At 55.6% G+C, this 20,711-nt stretch carries 19 protein-coding genes; 16 read left to right on the forward strand and 3 right to left on the reverse strand.

Features of this window, described 5'->3' with window-relative positions:
• Position 1 precedes the first annotated feature (1 nt).
• Positions 2–925, forward strand: a complete 924-nt coding sequence (locus PGQ95_RS08720) for a Gfo/Idh/MocA family protein (RefSeq protein WP_087858009.1) — start codon at positions 2–4, stop codon at positions 923–925.
• Between the two features lie 113 nt (positions 926–1,038).
• A complete protein-coding gene (murJ, locus tag PGQ95_RS08725) occupies positions 1,039–2,574 on the forward strand; it encodes a murein biosynthesis integral membrane protein MurJ (RefSeq protein WP_015367200.1) in 1,536 nt (511 codons plus the stop codon).
• Positions 2,575–2,629: 55 nt separating this feature from the next.
• On the opposite strand, the gene PGQ95_RS08730 is transcribed toward murJ, so the two are convergent.
• A complete protein-coding gene (locus PGQ95_RS08730; protein WP_430917766.1) occupies positions 2,630–3,844 on the reverse strand; it encodes an MFS transporter in 1,215 nt (404 codons plus the stop codon).
• Between the two features lie 109 nt (positions 3,845–3,953).
• Here PGQ95_RS08730 and PGQ95_RS08735 point away from each other — a divergent pair, with 109 nt between their 5' ends.
• A complete protein-coding gene (locus PGQ95_RS08735) occupies positions 3,954–4,892 on the forward strand; it encodes a LysR family transcriptional regulator (RefSeq protein WP_087858007.1) in 939 nt (312 codons plus the stop codon).
• A gap of 39 nt (positions 4,893–4,931) precedes the next feature.
• On the opposite strand, the gene rne is transcribed toward PGQ95_RS08735, so the two are convergent.
• Positions 4,932–8,135, reverse strand: coding sequence for a ribonuclease E (gene rne, locus PGQ95_RS08740; protein ID WP_430917768.1), 3,204 nt, complete (start codon positions 8,133–8,135; stop codon positions 4,932–4,934).
• Between the two features lie 825 nt (positions 8,136–8,960).
• Between rne and rluC the strand changes: the two genes are divergently transcribed.
• A complete protein-coding gene (gene rluC, locus PGQ95_RS08745) occupies positions 8,961–9,914 on the forward strand; it encodes a 23S rRNA pseudouridine(955/2504/2580) synthase RluC (protein WP_072205245.1) in 954 nt (317 codons plus the stop codon).
• Between the two features lie 40 nt (positions 9,915–9,954).
• On the opposite strand, the gene PGQ95_RS08750 is transcribed toward rluC, so the two are convergent.
• A complete protein-coding gene (locus tag PGQ95_RS08750) occupies positions 9,955–10,539 on the reverse strand; it encodes a Maf family protein (RefSeq protein WP_087858005.1) in 585 nt (194 codons plus the stop codon).
• A 141-nt stretch (positions 10,540–10,680) separates the two neighbouring features.
• On the opposite strand from PGQ95_RS08750, the gene yceD reads away from it, so the two are divergent.
• The 12 genes from yceD to holB all read left to right on the forward strand — a co-directional run bounded on the left by yceD (position 10,681) and on the right by holB (position 20,710).
• Positions 10,681–11,202 (forward strand): 23S rRNA accumulation protein YceD, encoded by a 522-nt coding sequence (gene yceD / locus PGQ95_RS08755; RefSeq protein WP_430917770.1) that lies wholly within the window; start codon positions 10,681–10,683, stop codon positions 11,200–11,202.
• A 16-nt stretch (positions 11,203–11,218) separates the two neighbouring features.
• The gene (rpmF, locus tag PGQ95_RS08760; RefSeq protein ID WP_000290724.1) at positions 11,219–11,392 is read left to right on the forward strand and encodes a 50S ribosomal protein L32; all 174 of its coding nucleotides are present in this window, start codon (positions 11,219–11,221) and stop codon (positions 11,390–11,392) included.
• Between the two features lie 146 nt (positions 11,393–11,538).
• Positions 11,539–12,639: a phosphate acyltransferase PlsX gene (gene plsX, locus PGQ95_RS08765; protein WP_430918041.1), complete on the forward strand. Its 1,101-nt coding sequence runs from the start codon at positions 11,539–11,541 to the stop codon at positions 12,637–12,639.
• A gap of 53 nt (positions 12,640–12,692) precedes the next feature.
• Positions 12,693–13,646: a beta-ketoacyl-ACP synthase III gene (locus tag PGQ95_RS08770; RefSeq protein ID WP_045393676.1), complete on the forward strand. Its 954-nt coding sequence runs from the start codon at positions 12,693–12,695 to the stop codon at positions 13,644–13,646.
• Between the two features lie 15 nt (positions 13,647–13,661).
• A complete protein-coding gene (gene fabD / locus PGQ95_RS08775; RefSeq protein WP_087858003.1) occupies positions 13,662–14,591 on the forward strand; it encodes an ACP S-malonyltransferase in 930 nt (309 codons plus the stop codon).
• A 12-nt stretch (positions 14,592–14,603) separates the two neighbouring features.
• Positions 14,604–15,338, forward strand: a complete 735-nt coding sequence (gene fabG / locus PGQ95_RS08780; RefSeq protein WP_015367190.1) for a 3-oxoacyl-ACP reductase FabG — start codon at positions 14,604–14,606, stop codon at positions 15,336–15,338.
• Positions 15,339–15,548: 210 nt separating this feature from the next.
• A complete protein-coding gene (acpP, locus tag PGQ95_RS08785) occupies positions 15,549–15,785 on the forward strand; it encodes an acyl carrier protein (RefSeq protein ID WP_000103754.1) in 237 nt (78 codons plus the stop codon).
• Between the two features lie 88 nt (positions 15,786–15,873).
• On the forward strand, positions 15,874–17,115 hold the full coding sequence (gene fabF, locus PGQ95_RS08790; RefSeq protein WP_087858002.1) for a beta-ketoacyl-ACP synthase II: 1,242 nt from the start codon (positions 15,874–15,876) through the stop codon (positions 17,113–17,115).
• A 128-nt stretch (positions 17,116–17,243) separates the two neighbouring features.
• Positions 17,244–18,053: an aminodeoxychorismate lyase gene (gene pabC / locus PGQ95_RS08795; protein ID WP_430917772.1), complete on the forward strand. Its 810-nt coding sequence runs from the start codon at positions 17,244–17,246 to the stop codon at positions 18,051–18,053.
• Between the two features lie 2 nt (positions 18,054–18,055).
• Positions 18,056–19,078, forward strand: coding sequence for a cell division protein YceG (yceG, locus tag PGQ95_RS08800; RefSeq protein WP_271031909.1), 1,023 nt, complete (start codon positions 18,056–18,058; stop codon positions 19,076–19,078).
• Positions 19,068–19,709 carry a dTMP kinase gene (gene tmk / locus PGQ95_RS08805; protein WP_113374196.1) on the forward strand — a complete coding sequence of 214 codons (642 nt, stop codon included), beginning with the start codon at positions 19,068–19,070 and terminating at the stop codon, positions 19,707–19,709. Before yceG ends, tmk begins: the two co-directional genes overlap by 11 nt.
• Positions 19,706–20,710, forward strand: coding sequence for a DNA polymerase III subunit delta' (holB, locus tag PGQ95_RS08810; protein WP_087857998.1), 1,005 nt, complete (start codon positions 19,706–19,708; stop codon positions 20,708–20,710). Before tmk ends, holB begins: the two co-directional genes overlap by 4 nt.
• Position 20,711: the final 1 nt, after the last annotated feature.

The raw sequence follows: 20,711 nt of genomic DNA on the forward strand, positions 1-20,711 counted from the left end.
CGTGACGGCGAAATTACGTGTTGGCGTGGTGGGGCTTGGCGGCATTGCACAAAAGGCATGGCTGCCGGTGCTTGGCGCCGCTGATGGCTGGACGCTGCAGGCCGCCTGGTCGCCGGGGAAAGAGAAAGCGTTACGCATCTGCGAAACCTGGCGTCTGCCTTATGCCGAGTCTCTGGATGCGCTGGCGGCGCAATGTGATGCGGTATTTGTTCATACATCAACCGCTTCACATTATGAAGTGGTTCATCATCTGCTGAATGCAGGCGTTCATGTTTGTGTGGACAAGCCGCTGGCGGACAAGCTCAGCGAAGCCGAATCACTGGTTGAACTGGCAGCGCGTCGGCGTTTAACGTTAATGGTGGGATTCAATCGCCGCTTTGCGCCGCTGTATCGTGAATTGAAAGCGCATCTCAATGATGCGGCGTCATTGCGCATGGATAAGCACCGTAGCGATAGCGTCGGCAAAGAACTGCGTTTTACCCTGCTGGATGATTATCTGCATGTTGTTGATACCGCACTGTGGCTGGCAGGAGATAAGGCGCGGGTGAATGGCGGGATCCTGCAAACCACTTCTCAAGGGGAAATGCTCTACGCCGAGCATCACTTCAGCGCGGGGCAACTGCAGATAACGACTAGCATGCATCGTCGCGCCGGAAGCCAGCGTGAGTGGGTGCAGGCGGTAACCGATGGCGGGCTGTATGAGGTGAGCGATATGCGCGAGTGGCGTGAAGAGCGTGGCAGCGGAATCTTGCAGCGCCCGGCGCCCGGCTGGCAGACAACGCTTGAGCAGCGCGGATTCGACGGCTGCGCACGGCACTTCATTGAATGCGTGCAAAATCAGACGGTTCCGGAAACCGCCGGCGAGCAGGCGCTTTTAGCCCAGCGGATCGTGGAAAAGCTCTGGCGTGAAGCGATGAGCGAATAACTGGTTGTAACAACTGACAGTAGTAATTCATTGCGAACCCGGTAGACTATCGCCACTTTCCAGCGCCCGCTTTTGCGGGCGTTTTACTCCATGGGTTGTGGAATAAGACAGTAATGAATCTATTAAAATCATTAGCGGCAGTCAGCTCGATGACCATGTTCTCGCGCGTGCTGGGGTTCGCCCGCGATGCTATCGTCGCGCGTATTTTTGGCGCCGGGATGGCGACCGACGCCTTTTTCGTGGCCTTCAAACTGCCAAACCTTTTGCGGCGTATTTTTGCCGAAGGCGCCTTTTCTCAGGCCTTTGTGCCGATCCTCGCTGAATATAAAAGCAAGCAGGGCGAAGACGCGACGCGGGTGTTCGTCTCCTATGTTTCCGGGCTGTTGACGCTGGTTCTGGCGCTGGTCACGGTGGCAGGGATGCTGGCTGCGCCATGGGTGATTACCGTAACCGCTCCGGGCTTTGCCGATACGCCGGATAAATTTGCCTTAACCACCCAACTGCTGCGTATCACCTTCCCCTATATTTTATTGATTTCGCTGGCGTCGCTGGTGGGGGCTATCCTTAACACCTGGAACCGCTTCTCGGTTCCCGCCTTCGCGCCGACCTTCCTTAACGTCAGCATGATTGGTTTTGCCCTGTTTGCCGCGCCTTATTTTCATCCGCCAATGTTGGCGATGGCCTGGGCGGTCACGGTTGGCGGTATCCTGCAACTGGCGTACCAACTGCCGCATCTGAAAAAAATCGGTATGCTGGTGCTGCCGCGGGTTAATCTGAAAGATGCTGGGGCGATTCGCGTGGTCAAGCAGATGGGGCCGGCGATCCTCGGCGTATCCGTCAGCCAGATTTCGCTGATTATCAACACCATTTTCGCCTCCTTCCTGGTCTCAGGTTCGGTCTCCTGGATGTATTATGCCGATCGTCTGATGGAGTTCCCCTCCGGTGTGTTGGGCGTGGCGCTGGGGACCATTCTGTTGCCATCGCTATCAAAAAGTTTCGCCAGCGGCAATCACGATGAGTACTGCCGACTGATGGATTGGGGGCTGCGCCTGTGCTTCCTGTTGGCCTTGCCAAGCGCGGTTGCCTTAGGCATTCTCGCCAAACCGCTGACGGTATCGCTATTCCAGTACGGTAAGTTTAACGCTTTTGATGCGGCGATGACCCAGCGCGCGCTGGTGGCTTATTCGGTTGGTCTGATGGGGCTTATCGTCGTGAAGGTGCTGGCGCCGGGCTTCTACTCGCGCCAGGATATCAAGACGCCGGTTAAAATCGCCATTGTTACCCTGATTATGACCCAGGTAATGAACCTGGCGTTTATTGGTCCGTTGAAGCATGCCGGTTTGTCGCTGTCTATTGGTCTGGCCGCGTGTCTGAACGCCGCGCTGCTTTACTGGCAACTGCGTAAGCAGAAAATCTTCACCCCGCAGCCGGGCTGGTTCGTCTTCCTGCTGCGTCTGGTCATCGCGGTGCTGGTCATGGCGGCAGCGCTCGTCGGCGTGATGTATCTGATGCCGGAATGGTCGCAGGGGACGATGCCGTTCCGCCTGATGCGTCTGATGGTAGTGGTAGTCGCCGGCGTTGTCGCCTATTTCGCGACCTTGCTGCTGCTCGGCTTCCGCCTGAAAGAGTTTGCCCGCCGCACGATTTAAATTCATCGTTACGTCGGGCCTGATTAACCCGTTCCGCTATGCGGAGCGGGTTTTTTTATCTCACGGCGCGTTCAGCGGCCTGTAGACGGGCATTTTCCAGCAGGCGGATAATCAGAGCAATCGCGCCGCTGCTCACCGCCAGAATCACCACGCCATTCCAGCCAGCCAGCACGTACAGTTTACTTCCCAGCACCGATCCCAGAGCCATACCGATGAAGACCACGGTAAACAGCAAGGCGTTAAGCCTGCCGCGGGCCTGGGGCTCCAGGCTGTAAACCAGATTTTGATGCGCTACCAGGCTTGATTGCAGACCAAGGTCAAAACCGATAGCCGATAACGCAATCAGCGCCAGTTGGCCGTGTACCGGCAGGGCGGGCAGCAGCAACATCAGGGCAAAGGAGACGGTGACGAATGCCGCGCCGAGCTGGGTGACTCTCCCCGCGCCAACTTTATCCGCCAGACCGCCTGCCAGCGGTGCCGCCAGGGCGCCTGCCGCGCCCGCGATACCGAAGCCGCCGGCGACCGCGCTACCCATCTGGTAATGTTCGGCGAGCATCACCGCCAGCGTCGACCAGAATGCGCTAAAGGCGATAGATAAAAAGCCCTGGGCGAATGCCGCGCGGCGCAGCGCGGGGTAGCGCTGCCACAGATGGGCCATTGACTTCATCAACTGCGGATAACTGAGGGTAGAGTGGATCTCAAAACGCGGCAGAACACGCCACATTAACAGGCCGATGAAAGCGATACTGACTGCCGCAGCCTGGTACATGACCCGCCAGCCAAATAGCGCGCCGACCAGCCCGCTGACGGTACGCGAAAGCAGGATCCCGAGCAGCAGGCCGGTCATCACCGTACCGACCATTTTCCCCTGTTTGCCCGCCGGCGCCAGAATCGCCGCCGCCGGGACAATATCCTGCGCCATGGTCGCCGCCATGCCGATCAGCAGGCTGACGACCAGCAGCGAGGTAAGCTGACCGGTCACGCTGCAGAGTAGCAACAGCGCCGCCAGCACGGCGCTTTTCAGCAGGATAAGCGTTCTGCGATCGTGGCGGTCGCCGAGCGGCAGCAGAAATAATATTCCCAATGCATAGCCTGCCTGAGTCAACGTGGGCACCAGCCCCATTCCCTCTACGCTGAGATGCAGGTTGGCGCCGATTAACGGCAGCAGCGGTTGGGCGTAGTAGATGGATGCGACGCTAAAGCCTGCGCCGAGCGCGAGAATAAAAATAACCCATCCGGCCTGGCGGGTGGATAAAGGAAGCGGTGTCATGGTAATGCCCTCGTAAATGCGTTGGCGCTATTGTTCCCCGAAGCGGACTGGCGCGGAAGATAGGGTAGTGGTAAAACGGTTATACGTAGCACGTATAGGCAAAATATAAATGAAGAAACAAGAGCGTATAGATCGGATTGAGCTGATGCGGACGTTTATTCGCATCGTCGAAGCGGGTTCGCTCTCGGCGGCAGCTCTCCAGATGAGTACGACACAGGCGACCGTTAGCCGACGCTTGCAGTCGCTGGAGACGTTACTTGGCGCAAGGCTTATTCTGCGCACGACCCATGCGATGAAACTGACCGATGACGGCGAGCGTTGCTATCAACATGCGCGACGACTGGTGGAGAGTTGGCTGGCGCTGGAAGATGATCTACGCATCGAGGAAGACCGACCGGTTGGCGTGCTGCGGGTGCGGGCGCCGCACGCGTTTGGGCAACAGCAATTGCTGGGCCCGCTGGTGAGTTTTCTGCAGCGATATCCTGAGCTCTCCGTTGAGTGGATGCTGAATGATAAAACCGTCGATTTTCTGAGCGATAATATTGATTGCGCGATCCGCGTCGGTGCGGAAGTCGATCCGGCAACGGTATCGGTACTATTGGCTGTGGTTCCCCGCAGCCTGGTGGTTGCGCCTGAGCTATTGGCGCGCCACCCGGAACTCAGCGAACCTCAGATGCTCTCCACGCTGCCCTGGGTCGCTATCAGCACTTTTTACCAGCATGAAGTCACGCTACAGCATCAGGTGGGCGGGCAGTTGATGAGCTTCCCGATTGTCCCTTGTCTGAGTACCGATAGCGTCTACGTTGCGCGTAACACCGCGCTGGCGGGGTTGGGGGCGGCTATTGTTTCCAGTTGGGCGGTGGAGGAGGATATTGCGGCAGGCCGGCTGATTGAACCGTTTGCGCAGTGGCGGGCTTCGCCGCTGCCGGTGCATCTGGTTTACCCCTGGGCGCGCTATTATCCGACGCGGCTACGCAAGTTTCTCGATTTGATGCGCGAGGTAATGCCGCAGGTGGCGGGGATGCAGCGTCCGGACGAGAAGAAATAAAAAAACCGGCCAGTTGGCCGGTTTTTTAGTGGTGCACCGTTACTCTACAGGTTGCGGGCGAGTCGCTTCCGCCGTGGCCTGATGAGTGGCGCTATGGCCGCCTGCAGACCCTTTACCCTCAAAGGCAAACGGAGGACGAACCCAATCGCTTTGGCGCGGTGCTTCCGGCACGTATTCCGGAGCCGGGGCGCGGGTCATCGGCGCGGTCGCGTGGCGAGTCGCAGTGGATGTCGGTTGCGCTTTCACCACTGGCGCGGCGTTGACGACCGGTGTCGGTTCAACAACCGGCGCGGCTTCTTCAACGGCGGCAACGGTGGTTTCTTCGACAACAGCGGTTTCTTCTGCGACGGTTTCTTCAGTAGCCGGAGCAGGAGTCGTCTCAGTTTCTTCGGCTACCGTCTCTGCTGGTTCACTGACCTCTGCCTGCGGCACAACGTTTTCCGCAACAGCCACAGTCTCTTCAACCACCGCCGTTTCTTCGACGACCGGCGCTTGAGCTACAGTCGCTTCTGGGGTCGGTTCGTTGGCCACTGCCGGTGCGGCAGTTTCAGCCGCGACGGTTTCCGCAACGACAACCGGAGCGATAGTCTCCGCGACGACTGGCGTAATGATAGGCTCAACGCTGGCGGTTTCTTGTACCGGTAACTCTTCCTGCTGCTGATCCTGCACGCGAGCAATCGGATAACGGATCCACGCTTTACCAGATGCCAGCTCAGGCGATGCGCAGGCGATAGCCAACGGCATCGGCGACTGGGTCGGATAACGCTCATCGCGGTAACGGCGACGACGCTGACCGCTTACGCGCAGGTGACGCGGAGAGCGACGTGAACGGCGAGGCATACCGTTAGATTCACGAGCGTCGCCGTTTTCATCCTGCTCAGCGGCAGTTTCAACGACGGCCGGCAGATCGACTTTTGCCAGTTCAGTACGCGGCGTAGTAGATTCCGGCTGCTGCTCGGCTACGGTTTCGATAACCTGCTCGGTTTCCACGGACTCAAAGCGGATTTTCTGCGCCAGCTGACGCGGCTTACGACGCGGCATGCTCTGAACGCGTTCTTCCTGCTCGGTTTCCTGCTGGACTACCGGTTCTTCACGGGTCTGAGCTTTCGCTTCCTGCTGTGCCTGGCGCTTGTCATCATTACGACGACGGTTGCGTTCACGGCGCGGTTGCTGCTGCTCATCACGTGATTTGCCGGTATCAGCCTCATTGCCTGCGGTTTGACGAGATTCGCGCTGTTCAACGTTCTGCGGTTGTTTCTCACGGCGATTACGGCGGTTTTCCTCACGAGACTCACGAGAGTCGCGACCTTCAGCGTTTTCACCACGGTTGTCGCGATTGTCACGATTATCGCGGCTATCGCGGTTATCACGACGGTCATTGCGATCGCGGCGATTATTAGAACGCGGTTTACGACGCTCTTGCTGACGTTCCGGTTTCTCTTCTGTTTTTTGCTCAGTCTTGACTTCCGCCGGTTTGGCTTCTTCTGCGCCAGCAAAAATGTTTTTCAATGCGCCAAAGAAGCGGGACAGCAGGCCAGGTTGGGCAGGCGTTGCTACTTTTGCGGCTGGAGCGGCGGCGGCTTTCGCTGCGACCGGGGCGGCTGAGGTTTCTTCCTGTACCGGTACTGGCGGCGCATCCGGCATCACGAAAGCGGCCAGCGCAGGTTCCTCACGGCGTTTACGCTCAGCAGGTTCCTCGTCGGACGGCATCGCCATCTCTTCTTCGTGCAGTTTCGGCAGCAAATAGCTCAGGGTTGAGGTCTCTTCGCCTTTACGCACGCGCAGTACGGAGTAGTGCGGGGTTTGCATCTCGTCGTTCGGGACGATGATGACGCGAATGTCGCTCTGACGGGTTTCAATCGCGCTGACTGCGGCACGTTTTTCGTTAAGCAGATAAGACGCAATGGGGACCGGAACGATCGCGTGGACTTCTTTGGTGTTCTCTTTCAGCGCTTCTTCTTCAATCAGACGCAGGATAGAGAGCGACAGCGATTCGTTGTCACGCACGGTACCGGTGCCGCTACAGCGTGGGCACACGTGGTGGCTGGATTCACCCAGTGACGGGCTCAGACGCTGGCGGGACATCTCCAGCAGGCCGAAGCGCGAGATATGGCTGATCTGGATACGCGCGCGGTCCTGGCGGACGGCTTCACGCAGGCGGTTTTCAACTGCGCGCTGGTGGCGTACCGGGGTCATATCGATGAAGTCGATAACGATCAGGCCGCCAAGGTCGCGCAGACGCAGCTGGCGCGCGATTTCGTCAGCCGCTTCGAGGTTAGTATTGAACGCCGTTTCTTCGATATCGCCGCCGCGGGTCGCGCGAGCGGAGTTGATGTCGATAGCGGTCAGCGCTTCGGTACTATCAATAACGATAGAACCACCGGATGGCAGGCGAACTTCACGCTGGAACGCGGATTCAATCTGGGATTCAATCTGGTAGTGGCTGAACAGCGGGATTTCACCGGTGTACAGTTTGATTTTGCTGCTGAAATCCGGACGACCGAGGGCGGCGATATGCTGGCGCGCCAGCTCAAGCACTTTCGGGTTATCGATCAGGATTTCGCCGATGTCCTGGCGCAGGTAGTCGCGGAAGGCACGTACGATAACGTTACTTTCCTGGTGGATCAGGAATGGAGCAGGGCGGCTCTCAGCGGCTTTCTGAATCGCTTCCCAGTGCTTCAGGCGGAAGCTCAGATCCCACTGCAGCGCTTCAGCGGATTTGCCGACGCCCGCGGTACGTACGATAAGACCCATGCCGTCCGGCAACTGCAGGCTCGCCAGCGCTTCTTTCAGCTCGGTACGATCGTCACCTTCGATACGGCGTGAAATACCGCCGGCGCGAGGGTTATTCGGCATCAGTACCAGGTAGCTGCCTGCCAGGCTGATAAAGGTGGTCAGCGCAGCGCCTTTATTACCGCGCTCTTCTTTATCAATCTGAACAATGACTTCCTGACCTTCGCGCAGAACGTCCTTAATGTTAGGGCGGCCATGAGAGCTGTAATTGGCTGGGAAGTATTCGCGGGCAATTTCTTTGAGGGGGAGGAAACCATGACGCTCAGCGCCGTAATCGACAAACGCGGCTTCAAGGCTAGGTTCAATACGTGTGATTTTGCCTTTGTAGATGTTCGCTTTTTTCTGCTCGTGCCCGGGGCTTTCGATATCCAGGTCGTACAGGCGCTGCCCATCAACAAGAGCGACGCGCAACTCTTCCTGCTGAGTTGCGTTGATTAACATTCTTTTCATCGTAACTTACTCATTATTCTTACATTGACGACTAAGCTACGGGCAGAGTAACGCCTTACCGGGTGAAAACCGATGGCCTCGAGTCTGGTTCACGTCGCCAACCTCACGGTTGTCGCGCGCTTAAGAGGCGCAGAGTGTCGGTCGCCTGTGTTTCAAACGGAAACACAGCGCAATTATTCAGGGGAACAGCCTGGGATGTATCACCAGAGAATATTCCATTTATACACTTCATCCTTTAAGTGATTTCGCGTTGGCCGCGCTTGTTCACTTCAATCGATTGCTTGTACAACCGACTGAAGATTCTCTCTTTTGCAGCCTTGACGCACCTCAAACGATGTTGCGTATATTCTCATCGTCTCTCACGTCGCAGGGGTAATGGCTTAACCTGTTCACCTCAATCGGAGGATTCAGATGAACTCCCGGTAGTCCCGGAGTCGTCGCCGTCCTGCCACGCAAAAATCTTATAGAGCCTGTGCCGGTAAGGACTGCAACCCGCAGCCCGCTAACTGTCTGAAAGATCAATACGTCTTACGCCATTGCTGCGTGGATGATCGGTCAGACAAAATTGGTCATTCCGCTAATTTCTTGTTCTAACAAGTGTCAACACGGAAAACAGCCTCATTATTCCATTGCTAACCTTGTTATAGCAAGTTCACTTTTACCTTTTATCACCGGGTTACTCACAGTTTTTTCACCAGCGTCTACAGATTGTTCTAATAACAAACAAAACGCCGATGAAGCATGCGATGAAATCCGGATACTGATAAATATAAGCATATAAAAATGAGTGGCGCTAATGCCCTCGGCTATTTAGAATCGCCGACCATGAAAACTGAGACTCCAACCGTAAAAATGGTTGCCATTTCCGCCGATGAAGCGGGGCAACGTATCGACAACTTTTTGCGTACGCAACTTAAGGGCGTACCGAAGAGCATGATTTATCGCATCCTGCGTAAAGGCGAGGTGCGGGTAAACAAAAAACGCGTCAAGCCGGAATATAAACTGGAAGATGGCGATGAAGTGCGTATCCCGCCAGTGCGTGTCGCCGAGCGCGAAGAAGAGGCCGTTTCGCCGCACCTGCAAAAAGTGGCGGCGCTGTCGGATGTGATTCTCTATGAAGACGATCATATCCTGGTGCTGAATAAACCTTCCGGCACCGCAGTGCACGGCGGTAGCGGTCTGAGCTTCGGCGTGATTGAAGGGCTGCGCGCGCTGCGCCCGGAGGCCCGTTTCCTTGAACTGGTTCACCGTCTCGATCGCGATACTTCCGGCGTGCTGTTGGTGGCGAAAAAACGTTCGGCGCTTCGTTCGCTCCACGAGCAGCTGCGTGAGAAAGGGATGCAGAAGGATTATCTGGCGCTGGTGCGCGGTCAGTGGCAGTCGCACACGAAGGTGGTACAAGCGCCTCTGCTGAAAAATATTCTGCAGAGCGGCGAGCGTATCGTGCGCGTGAGCCAGGAAGGTAAGCCCTCCGAAACGCGCTTTAAAGTAGAAGAGCGTTACGCATTTGCCACGCTGGTGCGCTGTAGTCCGGTTACCGGGCGTACGCACCAGATTCGCGTTCATACGCAGTATGCGGGACATCCGATTGCTTTTGACGATCGCTATGGCGATCGCGAGTTTGACAAGCAGCTTTCAGGGACTGGCTTAAACCGCCTGTTTTTGCATGCGGCGGCGTTGAAATTCACCCATCCTGGCACCGGAGAGGTGATGCGTATTGAAGCGCCGTTGGATAACCAACTGAAGCACTGCTTACAGGTTTTACGTAATAGCAAATAGGTAAAGCGGCGGATTTATACTCCGCCGCTTTCTTTTCTGACTAACTGAGTAACGGGTTGTAGCCTTCCCGGCGCAACATCTGGCATAGCGCTATTAGCGGTAACCCAACCAGCGAATTAGGGTCGCGTCCTTCCAGTCGTTCAAATAGCGTAATACCTAATCCTTCGCTTTTAAAACTCCCGGCGCACTGCAGAGGGTTCTCTTTACGGATATAGGCCTCGATCTCCTGATCGCTTAAATGCCGAAAATGGACGTCGAAAGGTTCGCATTCCGTTTGCAGGTGTCCGTTGGCGGAATTATAGAGCGCCAGTCCGGTATAAAAAGTGACAATCGTGCCGCTGGCTTTGCGTAGCTGACGGTGGGCGTTTTCTTCAGTGTGTGGTTTACCGGTAATTTCGCCGTCTAAGACGCAAACCTGATCGGAACCTATAATAAGGTGCTGAGGGAAGCGGGATGCTAGCGCCTGGGCTTTGGCTTGCGCCAGACGCACAACCAACTGGCGGGCGGATTCGCCGGGCAGAGGCGTTTCATCAACCTCAGGCGCTGCGCATTCGAACGGCAGCGAGAGTTTTTCCAGCAGCATCCGTCGCCACGGCGAGGTTGAGGCCAGGAGAAGATTAGACATATTTTTTCATCCACATATAGCGCTTCGCAGAGCATCATTTTAAACTATGCGCCGCAATGTGTGCGAATAAATGGCAAAAGGCAACCTGAGGCTGCCTTTTTCTTTGACTCTATGACATTACAAAGTTAATATGCGCGCCCTATGCAAAAGGTAAAATTACCCCTGACTCTCGATCCGGTTCGCACGGCTCAAAAACGCCTTGATTACGAGGGTATCTACGCCCGTGATCAGGTTGGCCGTGTCGCCGATTCAGTCGTCAGCGTGGACAGTGATGTGGAATGCAGCATGTCGTTCGCTATCGATAACCAGCGTCTCGCCGTTATTACCGGTGAGGCGAAGGTATCGGTAACCCTCGAATGTCAGCGTTGCGGGAAACCGTTCCCTCATCATGTTCACACAACGTATTGTTTCAGCCCTGTCAGAAATGACGAACAGGCAGAAGCACTACCGGAAGCGTATGAGCCGATTGAGGTTAACGAATTCGGTGAAATCGATCTGCAGGCGATGGTTGAGGATGAAATCATTCTTTCCTTGCCGGTAGTTCCGGTGCATGATTCTGAACACTGTGAAGTGTCCGACGCGGACATGGTCTTTGGCGAACTGCCTGAAGAGGCACAAAAACCAAACCCATTTGCCGTATTAGCCAGCTTAAAGCATAAGTAATTGAGGAGTAAGGTCCATGGCCGTACAACAGAATAAACCAACCCGTTCCAAACGTGGCATGCGTCGTTCCCATGACGCTCTGACCGCAGTCACCAGCCTGTCTGTAGACAAAACTTCTGGTGAGAAACACCTGCGTCACCACATCACTGCCGACGGTTTCTACCGCGGTCGCAAGGTAATCGCTAAGTAATCACGCCTTACTCCGTGGATTTCACGTTGCAAGAAAACGTAATTAACGTCCTTGTAACGTGAAAGACAAGAGTAAAAGCGTGGTGAAGCTTAGTGAGGATCTCCCCAGGTAACTGGGGAATAACCGAACCGGGCAGCGACGATACCTTGACACGTCTAACCCTGGCGTTAGATGTCATGGGGGGCGATTTTGGCCCATCCGTGACAGTGCCTGCAGCACTGCAGGCACTGAACTCTAATTCGCAACTCACACTTCTTTTAGTCGGCGACCCCGACGCCATCACGCCATTACTTGCCAAAGCTGATTTCGAACAACGTTCGCGATTGCAGATTATTCCTGCACAGTCAGTTATTGCCAGTGATGCGCGGCCCGCTCAGGCTATCCGCAATAGTCGCGGTAGCTCGATGCGCCTGGCGCTGGAGCTGGTAAAAGAAGGCCGGGCCGAGGCCTGTGTTAGCGCGGGAAATACCGGCGCGCTGATGGGACTGGCGAAATTATTGCTCAAACCCATTGAGGGAATTGAGCGCCCGGCGCTGGTGACGGTGCTACCGCATCAGCAAAAGGGCAAAACGGTGGTGCTGGATTTAGGCGCCAACGTCGATTGTGATAGCACGATGCTGGTACAGTTCGCGGTGATGGGCGCGGTGTTAGCTGAAGAAGTCGTAGGGATTAAAAATCCACGCATTGCGCTGTTGAATATCGGCGAAGAAGAGATGAAAGGTCTCAATAGCATCCGTGATGCGTCGGCGATTCTCAAAACACTGCCGTCCTTCAACTATATTGGTTACCTTGAAGCTAACGAGTTGCTGACGGGTAAAACGGATGTTCTGGTTTGTGATGGATTCACGGGCAACGTCACATTAAAGACGATGGAAGGTGTTGTCAGAATGTTCCTTTCGCTGCTGAAATCACAGGGAGAGGGAAAAAAACGGTCGTGGTGGCTGATTTTATTAAAGCGTTGGTTACAAAAAAGCCTGAGCAGGCGATTCAGTCACCTCAACCCCGACCAGTATAATGGCGCCTGTCTGTTAGGATTGCGCGGTTCTGTGATCAAAAGTCATGGCGCTGCCAACCAGCGCGCATTTTGCGTCGCAATAGAGCAGGCAGTGCAGGCGGTGCAGCGGCAGGTTCCACAGCGGATCGCCGCTCGCCTGGAATCGTTATACCCAGCAGGCTTTGAACTGCCAGGGAGCAGCAGCGGTAACGGGAATGCCCGACGGCACAACGGGACCAACGGATACGACTGACGCCCTGCGGTTTGAACAACGCGGGTATATTACCCAAGAGTGACTGAGCGTACATGTATACAAAGATTATTGGCACCGGCAGCTATCTGCCTGAGCAAGTGCGTACTAACGCCGACCTGGAAAAAATGGTTGAAACGACTGACGAGTGGATTGTCACGCGTACAGGTATTCGTGAACGCCGTATTGCCGCAGCGAACGAAACAGTTGCTACGATGGGCTTCGAAGCCGCAAAGAAAGCGCTTGAAATGGCGAATGTCAACCCGGAGCAAATTGGTCTGATCGTTGTTGCGACCACCTCGGGCACTCATGCCTTCCCGAGCTCTGCGTGCCAGATTCAATCTATGCTGGGCGTAAAAGGTTGCCCGGCGTTCGACGTCGCAGCCGCCTGCGCGGGCTTTACCTATGCCCTGAGCATCGCCGATCAGTACGTGAAAAACGGCGCCGTTGATTATGCGCTGGTGATCGGCGCTGACGTGCTGGCGCGCACCTGCGATCCAACCGATCGCGGTACGATCATTATCTTCGGTGACGGCGCGGGCGCGGTAGTGCTCGGCGCTTCTGAAGAGCCGGGGATTATCTCCACGCATCTGCATGCCGATGGCCGCTACGGCGACCTGTTAACGCTACCGAACGCCGATCGCGTTGAGCCGGAAAACCCGATTTATCTGACGATGGCCGGTAACGAAGTGTTTAAAGTTGCGGTCACCGAACTGGCGCATATCGTTGACGAGACGCTGGCGGCCAACAACCTTGAGCGCTCGGCGCTGGATTGGCTGGTGCCGCATCAGGCTAACCTGCGTATCATCAGCGCGACGGCGAAAAAACTGGGAATGTCGATGGATAATGTAGTGGTCACGCTCGATCGTCACGGTAATACTTCCGCGGCCTCGGTTCCTTGCGCGCTCGATGAAGCCGTTCGCGATGGCCGTATTCAACGCGGTCAGTTGATTCTGCTGGAAGCCTTCGGTGGTGGTTTCACCTGGGGTTCCGCGCTGGTTCGTTTTTAGTATAAGGATTTAAACATGACGCAATTTGCTTTTGTGTTCCCGGGACAGGGCTCTCAGGCTGTCGGTATGCTGGCAGATATGGCCGCGACCTGGCCAGTTATTGAAGAGACCTTCGGCGAAGCTTCCGCAGCGTTGGGTTACGATCTGTGGGCGCTTGCCCAACAGGGCCCGGCAGAAGAACTGAACAAAACCTGGCAAACGCAACCGGCGCTGCTGACCGCGTCCGTCGCGTTATATCGCGTATGGCAGCAGCAGGGCGGTAAAGCGCCGGCGCTGTTAGCCGGTCATAGCCTGGGCGAATACTCTGCGCTGGTCTGCGCAGGCGTTATCAATTTCGCTGATGCTGTTCGTCTGGTTGAACTGCGTGGTAAATTCATGCAGGAAGCGGTACCGGAAGGTACCGGCGCGATGTCTGCAATTATTGGCCTTGACGACGCGTCCATCGCTAAAGCTTGTGAAGAATCTGCGCAAGGGCAGGTGGTTTCGCCAGTGAACTACAATTCACCGGGCCAGGTGGTTATCGCCGGGCACAAAGAAGCCGTTGAACGCGCGGGCGCCGCGTGTAAAGCCGCAGGCGCCAAACGCGCGCTGCCGCTGCCGGTCAGCGTACCTTCGCACTGCGCGCTGATGAAACCTGCCGCTGAAAAACTGGCGGTAGAGCTGCAGAAAATCACTTTTAACGCGCCGACCGTTGCGGTTGTGAACAACGTCGACGTGAAGTGCGAAACCGCGCCGGACGCTATCCGCGACGCGCTGATTCGCCAGCTGTACAGCCCGGTGCAGTGGACTAAGACCGTTGAGTTTATGGCATCTCAGGGCGTCGAGCACCTGTATGAAATGGGCCCGGGTAAAGTCCTCACCGGCCTGACCAAACGTATTGTTGACACCCTGACTGCTTCTGCGCTCAACGAGCCGGCTGCGATGTCTGCGGCGCTTGAGCAATAAAAGAGGAATACCATGAGTTTTGAAGGAAAAATCGCGCTGGTTACCGGCGCGAGCCGCGGTATCGGCCGCGCTATCGCTGAAACCCTCGCCGCGCGCGGCGCGAAAGTTATCGGTACTGCCACCAGCGAAAGCGGCGCGCAGGCAATCAGCGACTATTTAGGCGCCAACGGTAAAGGTCTGATGTTGAATGTGACCGACCCGGCATCTATTGAATCTGTTCTGGAAAATGTTCGCGCAGAGTTTGGCGAAGTTGACATCCTGGTCAATAATGCCGGGATTACTCGTGATAACCTGTTAATGCGAATGAAAGATGATGAGTGGAACGATATTATCGAAACCAACCTGTCATCGGTATTCCGTCTGTCAAAAGCGGTAATGCGCGCTATGATGAAAAAGCGTCATGGACGTATTATCACTATCGGTTCTGTGGTTGGTACCATGGGAAATGCTGGTCAGGCTAACTACGCTGCGGCGAAAGCGGGTCTGATCGGTTTCAGTAAGTCACTGGCACGTGAAGTTGCGTCTCGCGGTATTACTGTAAACGTTGTTGCTCCGGGCTTTATTGAAACGGACATGACGCGTGCGCTGACCGATGAGCAGCGTGCGGGTACGCTGGCGGCAGTTCCTGCGGGGCGCCTTGGCTCCCCAAATGAAATCGCCAGCGCGGTTGCATTCTTAGCCTCTGACGAAGCGGGTTACATCACTGGTGAAACCCTGCACGTCAATGGCGGGATGTATATGGTCTGACCGAGATTTGCGCAAAATGTTCAGGAAGCGCGCAGTCTGCACGCTTGCGGGTACTGTTTTGTGCGAAATCATTTGCGTTATTAGGGCAAACAGCCGCAAAATAGCGTAAAATCGTGGTAAGACCTGCCGGGATTTAGTTGCAAATTTTTCAACATTTTATACACTACGAAAACCATCGCGAAAGCGAGTTTTGATAGGAAATTTAAGAGTATGAGCACTATCGAAGAACGCGTTAAGAAAATTATCGGCGAACAGCTGGGCGTTAAGCAGGAAGAAGTTACCAACAATGCTTCCTTCGTTGAAGACCTGGGCGCTGATTCTCTTGACACCGTTGAGCTGGTAATGGCTCTGGAAGAAGAGTTTGATACTGAGATTCCGGACGAAGAAGCTGAGAAAATCACCACCGTTCAGGCTGCCATTGATTACATCAACGGTCACCAGGCGTAAGTGAACATCTCCAGGCGGTCATTCGACCGCCTGAGTTTTATCTTTTTTTGTCCCACAAGAATCTATTTTCCCTCCCTGGAGGACAACCGTGTCTAAGCGTCGTGTAGTTGTGACCGGACTGGGCATGTTGTCTCCTGTCGGCAATACCGTAGAGTCTACCTGGAAAGCTCTCCTTGCCGGTCAGAGTGGCATCAGCCTGATCGACCATTTCGATACTAGCGCCTATGCAACGAAATTTGCTGGCTTAGTAAAGGATTTTAACTGTGATGATATCATCTCGCGCAAAGAACAGCGCAAGATGGATGCCTTCATTCAATATGGAATTGTCGCTGGCGTTCAGGCCATGCAGGATTCTGGCCTTGAAGTGACGGAAGAAAACGCAACCCGCATCGGCGCCGCTATCGGTTCCGGTATTGGTGGCCTTGGCTTGATCGAAGAAAACCACAGTTCGCTGGTAAATGGCGGACCGCGGAAGATCAGCCCGTTCTTCGTACCGTCCACAATTGTTAACATGGTGGCCGGTCATCTGACCATCATGTTCGGTCTGCGTGGACCGAGTATCTCCATCGCGACCGCTTGTACTTCAGGCGTACACAATATCGGCCACGCGGCGCGTATTATCGCTTACGGCGATGCCGATGCGATGGTTGCCGGTGGTGCAGAGAAGGCGAGTACGCCGCTGGGCGTAGGCGGCTTTGGCGCTGCGCGTGCGCTGTCTACCCGCAATGACAATCCGCAGGCGGCAAGCCGTCCGTGGGATAAAGAGCGTGATGGCTTCGTGCTGGGCGACGGCGCCGGTATGGTCGTACTGGAAGAGTACGAGCATGCGAAAAAACGCGGCGCGAAAATCTACGCTGAGATCGTCGGCTTTGGTATGAGCAGCGATGCCTACCATATGACGTCTCCACCGGAAGATGGCGCTGGCGCTGCGCTGGCGATGGTTAACGCCATTCGTGATGCGGCAATTGAACCGGGCCAGATTGGCTACGTCAACGCTCACGGAACTTCTACGCCAGCGGGCGATAAAGCAGAAGCCCAGGCGGTGAAATCCGTGTTTGGCGATGCGGCACGCCGTGTGATGGTGAGCTCCACCAAATCCATGACTGGCCACCTGTTAGGCGCGGCTGGCGCAGTAGAGTCTATCTACTCTATTCTCGCGCTGCGCGATCAGGCGGTTCCGCCGACCATCAACCTGGATAACCCGGATGAAGGTTGCGACCTGGACTTCGTTCCTCATGAAGCGCGTCAGGTTTCCGGTATGGAATACACCCTGTGTAACTCCTTCGGCTTTGGCGGTACTAACGGTTCGATTATCTTCAAAAAAGTCTGATCAACCGCTAATGCTGGTTTAAGCGTTGACGAAAGACCCGCCTGGCGGGTCTTTTTTTATTCGGTTTTCTCCGCTTGTTCTCTGCTTTTTATCCTGAGACACTGTGCCACCGGTGAGAGGAGCCCTCTATGTTCTTGATAAATGGTGTCGAGCAGGATGTGCTGGCAGCAAACGACCGCGCAATTCAATTCGGTGATGGCTGTTTCACCACCTCGCGAATCATCAACGGCCAGATAGCCTTTTTCAATGCCCATCTGGGCCGTTTGCAGGATACGTGCGAAAAACTCTTTATACCTTTTACTGAATGGCGAACGTTGGCCGCAGAGATGCAAGAACTGGCAAAGCCGCACAGTGAAGGCGTCCTCAAAGTGGTCATAACGCGTGGCTCAGGAGGCCGGGGATATAGCGCGACAGGCTGCATGCAGCCGAACCGCATGATGAGCGTTTCTTCTTTCCCCTCGCATTATGCGCGATGGCGAGAAGAGGGAATAACCCTGGCGTTAAGTCCGATCCGCCTGGGGCGCAATCCCTCGCTGGCCGGGCTCAAACATCTTAATCGCCTGGAACAAGTCTTGATTCGTACTCATCTTGAGCAGACAGACGCCGATGAGGCGCTGGTCCTTGACAGCGACGGGTGGCTTACGGAATGCTGTGCCGCGAATGTGTTCTGGCGTAAAGGAAGCCATGTGTTCACGCCGCGCCTCGATCAGGCGGGCGTCAATGGCATTATGCGCCAGTACTGTATAGCCAAGTTGGCACGTTCGCCTTTTGATGTTGTCGAAGTATCCGTGCGCCCCGATGTGCTGCGCGATGTCGATGAAGTGCTGATTTGCAATGCGCTTATGCCGCTAGTACCGGTTCGTCGTTGGGATGACATCTGTTGGTCCGAACGCGATCTTTACCATTTTTTAGCCCCATTGTGTGAGCTGCCTGGTTAGTCATGAAGAAAATGTTACGTTTTGTCTTGCTGTTAGTGGTGGTGTTCGGTATTGCCGCAGCGGCAGGGATGTGGAAAGTCCGCCAACTGGCAGACAGCAAGTTGCTTATTAAAGAAGAGACCATCTTCACCCTTGAGCCAGGAACCGGACGAGTGGTGCTTGGCCAGCAGCTTTATGGCGATAAAATTATTAATCGTCCGCGCGTATTCCAGTGGTTGCTGCGCGTCGAACCCGAACTTTCTCATTTTAAAGCGGGTACTTACCGCTTCACACCGCAAATGACGGTGCGCGAAATGCTGCAGCTACTGGCAAGCGGCAAAGAGGCGCAGTTCCCGTTACGTTTTGTTGAAGGGATGCGCGTTAGCGACTATCTGCATCAGCTGCGCGATGCGCCGTATGTAAAACACACTTTAGAAGACGATAGTTACGAAACGGTGGCCAAAGCGCTGGGGCTTGAGCATGCCGATTGGGTTGAAGGCTGGTTCTGGCCGGATACCTGGATGTACACCGCCAATACCAGCGATATCGCGATTCTTAAACGCGCGCATCAGAAAATGGTCGCTGCGGTAGCGAAAGCCTGGGAAGGGCGGGCGGAAAATCTACCGTATAAAGATCAAAACCAATTACTGACCATGGCCTCTATTGTTGAGAAAGAGACCGCGGTTCCTGCCGAGCGCGATCGCGTGGCTTCGGTCTTTATCAACCGCCTACGTATTGGCATGCGTTTACAGACCGACCCTACCGTGATTTACGGCATGGGTGAGCGCTATAATGGTAAACTGACGCGCAAAGATCTGGAAACGCCGACCGCCTATAACACCTATGTGATTAGCGGTATGCCGCCAGGGCCCATCGCCGTGCCGGGCGAAGCGTCTCTCAATGCGGCCGCGCATCCGGCGAAGACGCCGTATCTCTATTTTGTTGCCGACGGAAAAGGCGGCCATACGTTCAATACCAATTTGGCCAGCCATAACCGCTCGGTTCAGGACTATTTAAAAGTACTTAAGGAAAAAAATGCGCAGTAACTATATCGTCATCGAAGGCCTGGAAGGGGCGGGGAAAACGACCGCACGCAATCTGGTCGTTGAGACACTCGAACAGCTGGGTATCCGCGATATGGTGTTTACCCGTGAGCCGGGCGGCACCATCCTGGCTGAAAAACTGCGCAGCCTGGTGCTGGATATCCAGTCTACCGGCGATGAAGTCATTAACGACAAGGCGGAAGTACTGATGTTTTACGCCGCCCGCGTACAGTTGGTTGAAACCGTTATCAAGCCGGCGCTGGCCCGCGGTCAGTGGGTCATTGGCGACCGTCACGATCTCTCAACTCAGGCCTACCAGGGCGGCGGGCGCGGTATCGATCAGGGAATGCTGGCGACGCTACGCGATGCGGTGCTCGGCGATTTCCGCCCTGATTTAACGCTCTATCTTGACGTGACGCCGGAGGTCGGCCTCAAGCGCGCGCGCGCGCGCGGCGATCTGGATCGGATTGAACAGGAGTCGATGAACTTCTTTAATCGTACCCGCGCGCGCTACCTTGAACTGGCGGCGCAGGATCCGACTATCCGTACGGTGGATGCAACGCAGCCTCTGGAAGCGGTTGAACGTGATATCCGTTCTGTCATCACACAATGGGTTGCGGAGCAACGCGCATGAAATGGTATCCGTGGTTACGCCCGTCCTTCGAGCAGCTAGTGGCTGGTTATCAGGCAGGACGGGGTCACCATGCGTTATTACTGCAGGCGTTGCCGGGGATGGGCGGCGACGCGCTCATCTACGCGTTATGCCGATTCCTGATGTGCCGCCAGCCGGAAGGGCATAAAAGCTGCGGCCATTGTCATAGCTGCCAGCTTATGCAGGCCGGCACCCATCCTGATTACTACACGCTTGCCCCGGAGAAAGGCAAGAGTGCGCTAGGTATCGATGCGGTGCGCGGCATCACTGAAAAACTCTATGAGCGCGCGCGTCTCGGCGGCGCGAAGGTGGTGTGGATCAACGATGCGACGTTGTTAACCGATGCCGCCGCCAATGCTTTGCTGAAGACGCTGGAAGAGCCGCCGGAACACACCTGGTTTTTCCTGGCCTGTCAGGAGCCGGCGCGGCTGCTCGCTACCTTGCGTAGCCGTTGCTTCTCATATCATCTTGCCCCGCCCTCTGAAGCCTGGGCATTAGGGTGGTTAGAGCGCGAAGTGACAATGTCACAAGATGCTTTGTTGGCCGCTCTGCGCCTCAGCGCTAACGCGCCCGCAGCAGCGCTAGAGTTACTGCAAGAGGCCAACTGGGCGCCGCGTCAACAGCTCTGCCAGGCGCTAGCCAGCGTGTTAACCAGCGGCGATTGGCTGTCATTATTACCGGTTCTGAATCACGAACAGGCTCCGGTGCGTCTGCACTGGCTGGCATCGCTGTTGCTGGATGCGCAAAAAAGGCAACAGGGTATTTCGCTTCTGAGTAATCCGGATGCCTGGACGCTGGTTAACCAGCTGGCGCAAACACTCTCGGGCCCGCGTCTTGAAGCTATCACGCGCGATGTGAGCGCCTGTCGCGAACAGTTACTGAGCGTGGTCGGCGTCAACCGCGAACTACTACTCACCGAGCGCCTCCTGCGCTGGGAACATTACCTGCAACCCGGGGCGGTTCTGCCCGTCTCGCATCTCTGAG

Origin of the sequence: Klebsiella sp. 141240 (assembly GCF_050600805.1) — a bacterium.
Lineage (GTDB): Bacteria > Pseudomonadota > Gammaproteobacteria > Enterobacterales > Enterobacteriaceae > Klebsiella > Klebsiella aerogenes.